The organism is Paenibacillus selenitireducens (assembly GCF_002021565.1).
Lineage (GTDB): Bacteria > Bacillota > Bacilli > Paenibacillales > Paenibacillaceae > Paenibacillus_K > Paenibacillus_K selenitireducens.
Genome location: NZ_MSZX01000033.1, coordinates 1 through 5,540 on the forward strand (window position 1 = coordinate 1; position 5,540 = coordinate 5,540).

The window sequence follows — 5,540 nt, forward strand, 5'->3', positions numbered from 1 at the left end:
STRCSSATNDATACTNTRYCHNAGCDTACCAACAACCATTCAAATGGCAGCCATCGTCGTATCTACCGTACCGATTCTGATTGTCTATCCGTTCTTGCAAAAACATTTCGCCCAAGGCGTTATGCTTGGTTCTGTTAAAGGCTAAGCAGACGTGTTCAATCCAGATTCAGGATATGGAACGGTGTTCGCCATGATATCGTTCTTGTCTATATTTCAAAAAATCTACATAGACAAAGGGGAAGTTGAACATGAGTAAGAAACGATTCAAGACGATGGCGGGTATCCTTGCCGTTGTGTTACTCGCAGGTTCGGTGATGGGGTGTACAGGTAAAAAGGAAGAAACGGCATCAAAAGAAGGAACAACAACGACAACTACACCGGAGAAAAAGCAAAAAATCAGCATGATGTACCCGCTGTACAATAATCCTCCGAAGAAAACGGAAGTATGGAAAGCGATGGAGGAAAAACTGAATATTGAATATGAACCGATGGCCATACCTTCAGCTCAATACAATGATAAACTGCTAGCATCGATTGCGGCCAACGATTTGGCTGACATTACCCATTACACGGGATTTCCCGACCCTAAGTTCACCACGTATGCCAAGCAAGGAGCTTTTCTACAATTAGACGAACTCATTAAAAATACAAAATATATCAAAGATATACCGCAAGAAATGTGGGACTATATCAAAGTGGATGGGAAGATATATGGCATTCCGCGTCCAGCAATTCCAGGTCGAGCCGTTATTATACGTAAGGACTGGTTGGACGCTCTAGGCTTATCCATCCCTAAAACATTGGACGAATTTTACGATGTAGCTGTGAAGTTTGCCAAAGAAGATCCCGATCAAAATGGAAAAGACGATACAGTGGGCATCATCTTAAATCAATCCATGGGCTGGCATCTTGATCCAATCTTCTTGGCATTCGATGCAGGGAGTGGTTGGAGGGAAATGGAAGATGGCACCTTGATGAATTCAATGATTACCCCACAGCGGAAAGAGGCGCTCGCATGGCTGAATAAATTGTATAAGGCAGGCGGTATCGATCAAAATTTCACGATTATGAAAGATAATCAAATGTGGGAGAAGCTTGAGAGCGGTAAAGCCGGCTTGTTCCTTGGCGGACAAACAAGTGATTATTATCGTTTTGTCACTAACTTGAAAAAGGTCGATCCGAAAGCCGAATTAATTATGATTAGACCACCTGTCGGACCAAATGGGGCAACCGGTTATCCGGGCGGTACTGGATTCTTCGGGCAGTTCGTTCTTCCGAGTCAGATCGATGAGGCAAAAGCGAAAAAAGCGATTGAATTGCTGGATTGGGAAATGAGCCAAGAAGCACACAATCTAAAGAAAATGGGGATCGAGGGCGTCCATCATACGAAAAATGCTGACGGCACGATTACCATGATTGGCGATAAGTATAGTGAAGAAGGTATCAATACTCTAATATGGCAAATTTCTAATAATCCGTTTGGTACCACCATTGCATTGGACGCACCGGCCGAGATTCAAGAAGCTCAGCGGCAAAATTTGACGGGTCTTAAAGAACTGGATGTGGTATGCCCCGCGATTACTTATGTGCCATCCGACACCGTCGTAGAGAAATTGGCTGAACTTGATCGAATTTCAAAAGAAATATCGGTTAAACTCATAATTGGCGTAGCGCCGATTGAAGCATTTGATAAGTTCGTTGAAGAATGGAAAGCTAAAGATGGAGACGAACTAACAAAAGAAGTAAACGAATGGTATAAGAACCAAAATAAATAAATCGAGCCTTCTTATCCAATTCATCAACTTCAACACGATCAATAATATCCCGAATATCTCGGATATTCAGAGTCTCTGCAATTGTCTGAAACACAGAAAAAAGAAGCTTCCTACCCACATCTGAAGTGATGGAAGCTTCTTTGATTTGGCATGACCTCACTTATAATTAAAAATCTCTCTAACCACATTCTTCGCCAAGGCGATCTTTTGAGGATTTTGTTGGTTGAGCATATAGGTGATTTCTTGAATATCGGCTTGTGATTCTTCATTATGTTCTCGATTGGTCGGGGCAAAGAGCTGTGATATATCTACACCTAATGCATCCGCAATTTTGGCAAGGTTCAATAGAGCGACGTTCTTTTCACCGCGCTCAATCTGTCCGACATATGAAAAGTGAAATCCGCCTTTTTCTCCGAGAGCTTCCTGCGTTAAGCCTTTTTCTTTCCTCAGTTCGCGAATACGAGTTCCAACCCGAAGAAGTATTTCTTTATCCGTCATCCATTCCACACCTCTCTATTAAAAAGTGTAGATAAAATACCTTGAGCAATACATTGTCATTTAGATATCAAAAATCATACCTATTAATATCATTTTATTGTATAATGGTATATATTAGTATTTCCACGATTCGCAAAATCATAACTGCACAAGTTGGATCACTCAAAAATCACAATGGACAAGGTGTTGAAAGCACAGAAAAAGAAGCCTACGCTACCACGTTGAAGTGGCTTTGAAGGCTTCTTCATATGGTTTTGAAAATGGTCCGTAAAACGTTATTCCTGATGACTGGAACCTAGCCCCTTGGTTTGCAACTCCGATAGCTTCTTTAACTGTTCCAGTGCGTAATCCTGAAAGTCAGGGTGTAAATTCTCAAATATAGTAATGGCTTCATCAAGCTTCTTGTTCTGACGTTTTCCTTCTACAAACATATCCCCTTCGCCGGTTTGCAACCATTTATCATGTACAGAGTATAGTTCGCAAATGTGCTTGAGTAATAGTTCTTTCGGTTGAACTCGATTATATTCCAAATTACTGATGACATCCCTACTAACGCCTAGCTTCTCGCCGAACTCTCTTTGGGACAAGCCTAAATGTTCTCTTAAGGTTTTAATCCGTTCGTACAACTCGAGAAACCTCCTTATATTTAGATGCACTTACTTTATAACACAAAAGACACAAAGTCAACACAAAGATACCATTAAAAAAGCGTTGACAACTCAATAGGATCATGATAAATTGTGTTCATGACACGAATAACGAAAGAAGGTTGAGGAAATGACACAACCCGAGAATCAGGTGAATAAAATTGCTGAATTTAACGATGTGTTTCTGACGTTGGACGAGGTTACCCAGGAGTATGCTTTAACCCTGTTACAGACATTACGGTTTGCACAATCCAAGTGCCGCTACGCCACAGGAGAGGAAATAAATAGACCGTCGCAAGTTAGTTTTTTGAAATAAGAGAGAGCAGAAGTCATAAAGGGGGATGTAAAAGTGAATGGAGTCACAGCAAGGCGTTCTCGTGCCCAAGGTTGGTTCACGAACTGGGAGTATTATGTAATGCTGCTACCTGGCTTAGCTTTTTTTCTCGTTTTTAAGTATGTACCGATGTTTGGCATTATTATGGCTTTTCAGGATTATAGTCCGTTTCAAGGTGTGACGGGGAGCCAGTGGGTAGGATTCAAACATTTTTCTGTCATGTTTGCTTATGACGGATTCTGGCGATTGCTCCGAAATACACTGCTGATTAGTTTCTATAACATCGTATTCTTTTTCCCGGCGCCAATCATCATTGCATTAATGCTGAACGAGCTGCGGAGAGAATGGTTCAAAAAAACCGTACAAACGATTATCTATTTGCCGCATTTTATTTCATGGGTTGTTGTCGGATCCATTACATTCTTCCTACTTAATCCTGAGAACGGATTCATTAATCAAATGATCGCACATAACGGTGGCAGCACGATTAATTTCCTTAGCGATCCCGATTGGTTCCGAACTCTCATCCTATCGCAGAACATCTGGAAGGAAGTCGGATGGGGCACCATTATTTTCTTGGCAGCCCTCGCAGGGGTCGATCCCCAACTATATGAAGCCTCTGTCATGGATGGAGCGGGGCGAATGAGACAGCTTTGGCACATTACGCTCCCTGCGATGAAAAGTACCATTGTAATTTTATTCATTCTTCGTCTAGGAAGTGTGCTGGATGTCGGCTTTGAGCAAATCTTCCTCATGCTTAATGATCTCGTCTATGAAGTTGGCGACGTATTTGAAACCTATGTATTTCGGGAAGGCCTCTCGGGAGGGCGATTCAGCTTTGGTGTTGCTGTCGGTGTATTCAAATCTGTAATTGGTCTTGTGCTTATTATGGGGGCTAACTGGCTCGCAAAAAAAGCAGGAGAAGAAGGCATTTATTAAGGAGGATTCACCGTCATGCGCATTGGGGAAACATGGGGAAGCAAACTGTTAGGTATCGTGAATGTCATTCTACTTCTTATTCTATCATCGTGTACGTTGTTCCCGTTCATCTATATATTGGCTACCTCGTTAGCGCCTATTGAGCAGGTGCTTCGCGGAGGCATTATCTTATGGCCGGAACGGTTGTCATGGGATGCATACGAAGCCATCCTATTTAACGATAATTTTGTCCGATCCATCTATGTGACATTGATGGTTACGGTGATCGGAACGTTGACCAATCTCATATTAACCGCATTTATGGCCTATCCTTTATCCAAGAAAGGGTTGGGGGGCCGAGGTTTCATTCTGTTTCTTGTACTGTTCAGCATGCTCTTCGGCGGGGGAATGATTCCAACCTATATCTTAGTTAAATCCGTTGGACTGCTTAATTCGATGTGGTCGCTCATCTTACCGGGCGCCATAAGCGCCTTTAATTTAATTATATTGAAAAATTTCTTTCAGAGTATTCCTGAAGAATTGGAAGAAGCCGCGCGAATTGACGGCTGCAGAAACTTCGGCGTGTTGTTTAAGATCGTGCTTCCTTTATCGATGCCGGCTCTTGCAACCTTTACGCTGTTCTATGCGGTGGGCAACTGGAACCAATTTTTCAATGCTGTACTGTACATCACCAAACCATCTTTATGGACGGTGCAGGTATTTCTAAGACAAATGATCTTCCAGGGTTCCACGCAGGACTTAATTGGACAAGCAGGTGTCATATCAGGTGTAGAAATCATACCAACAACCATTCAAATGGCAGCCATCGTCGTATCTACCGTACCGATTCTGATTGTCTATCCGTTCTTGCAAAAACATTTCGCCCAAGGCGTTATGCTTGGTTCTGTTAAAGGCTAAGCAGACGTGTTCAATCCAGATTCAGGATATGGAACGGTGTTCGCCATGATATCGTTCTTGTCTATATTTCAAAAAATCTACATAGACAAAGGGGAAGTTGAACATGAGTAAGAAACGATTCAAGACGATGGCGGGTATCCTTGCCGTTGTGTTACTCGCAGGTTCGGTGATGGGGTGTACAGGTAAAAAGGAAGAAACGGCATCAAAAGAAGGAACAACAACGACAACTACACCGGAGAAAAAGCAAAAAATCAGCATGATGTACCCGCTGTACAATAATCCTCCGAAGAAAACGGAAGTATGGAAAGCGATGGAGGAAAAACTGAATATTGAATATGAACCGATGGCCATACCTTCAGCTCAATACAATGATAAACTGCTAGCATCGATTGCGGCCAACGATTTGGCTGACATTACCCATTACACGGGATTTCCCGACCCTAAGTTCAC

The 5,540-nt window shown here is 42.4% G+C and carries 6 protein-coding genes and 1 pseudogene; 5 read left to right on the top strand and 2 right to left on the bottom strand.

Going from position 1 to position 5,540, the window contains the following annotated elements:
• Positions 1 to 248 precede the first annotated feature (248 nt).
• Positions 249 to 1,775: an extracellular solute-binding protein gene (locus BVG16_RS32070; protein WP_233147240.1), complete on the top strand. Its 1,527-nt coding sequence runs from the start codon at positions 249 to 251 to the stop codon at positions 1,773 to 1,775.
• 156 nt (positions 1,776 to 1,931) lie between these two features.
• On the opposite strand, the gene BVG16_RS32075 is transcribed toward BVG16_RS32070, so the two are convergent.
• Together BVG16_RS32075 and BVG16_RS32080 are read right to left on the bottom strand one after the other, a co-directional pair.
• A complete protein-coding gene (locus BVG16_RS32075; protein WP_078503256.1) occupies positions 1,932 to 2,273 on the bottom strand; it encodes a helix-turn-helix domain-containing protein in 342 nt (113 codons plus the stop codon).
• A gap of 275 nt (positions 2,274 to 2,548) precedes the next feature.
• Positions 2,549 to 2,899, bottom strand: coding sequence for a helix-turn-helix domain-containing protein (locus BVG16_RS32080; RefSeq protein WP_078503258.1), 351 nt, complete (start codon positions 2,897 to 2,899; stop codon positions 2,549 to 2,551).
• Positions 2,900 to 3,050: 151 nt separating this feature from the next.
• On the opposite strand from BVG16_RS32080, the gene BVG16_RS32085 reads away from it, so the two are divergent.
• From BVG16_RS32085 to BVG16_RS32100, 4 genes and pseudogenes are all read left to right on the top strand, one after another.
• Positions 3,051 to 3,236, top strand: coding sequence for a hypothetical protein (locus BVG16_RS32085; protein WP_078503260.1), 186 nt, complete (start codon positions 3,051 to 3,053; stop codon positions 3,234 to 3,236).
• A 33-nt stretch (positions 3,237 to 3,269) separates the two neighbouring features.
• Entirely contained in the window at positions 3,270 to 4,193 is a 924-nt protein-coding gene (locus tag BVG16_RS32090) for an ABC transporter permease (protein ID WP_233147241.1), read from the top strand.
• A gap of 15 nt (positions 4,194 to 4,208) precedes the next feature.
• Positions 4,209 to 5,090, top strand: a complete 882-nt coding sequence (locus BVG16_RS32095; RefSeq protein WP_078503262.1) for a carbohydrate ABC transporter permease — start codon at positions 4,209 to 4,211, stop codon at positions 5,088 to 5,090.
• 103 nt (positions 5,091 to 5,193) lie between these two features.
• Positions 5,194 to 5,540: pseudogene (locus tag BVG16_RS32100) on the top strand (extracellular solute-binding protein); the annotation flags it as partial.

Coding starts and splice junctions, on each gene's coding strand:
- BVG16_RS32070 (WP_233147240.1), top strand. CDS start 249: ATGAGTAAGAAACGATTCAAGACGATGGCGGGTATCCTTGCCGTTGTG.
- BVG16_RS32075 (WP_078503256.1), bottom strand. CDS start 2,273: ATGACGGATAAAGAAATACTTCTTCGGGTTGGAACTCGTATTCGCGAA.
- BVG16_RS32085 (WP_078503260.1), top strand. CDS start 3,051: ATGACACAACCCGAGAATCAGGTGAATAAAATTGCTGAATTTAACGAT.
- BVG16_RS32095 (WP_078503262.1), top strand. CDS start 4,209: ATGCGCATTGGGGAAACATGGGGAAGCAAACTGTTAGGTATCGTGAAT.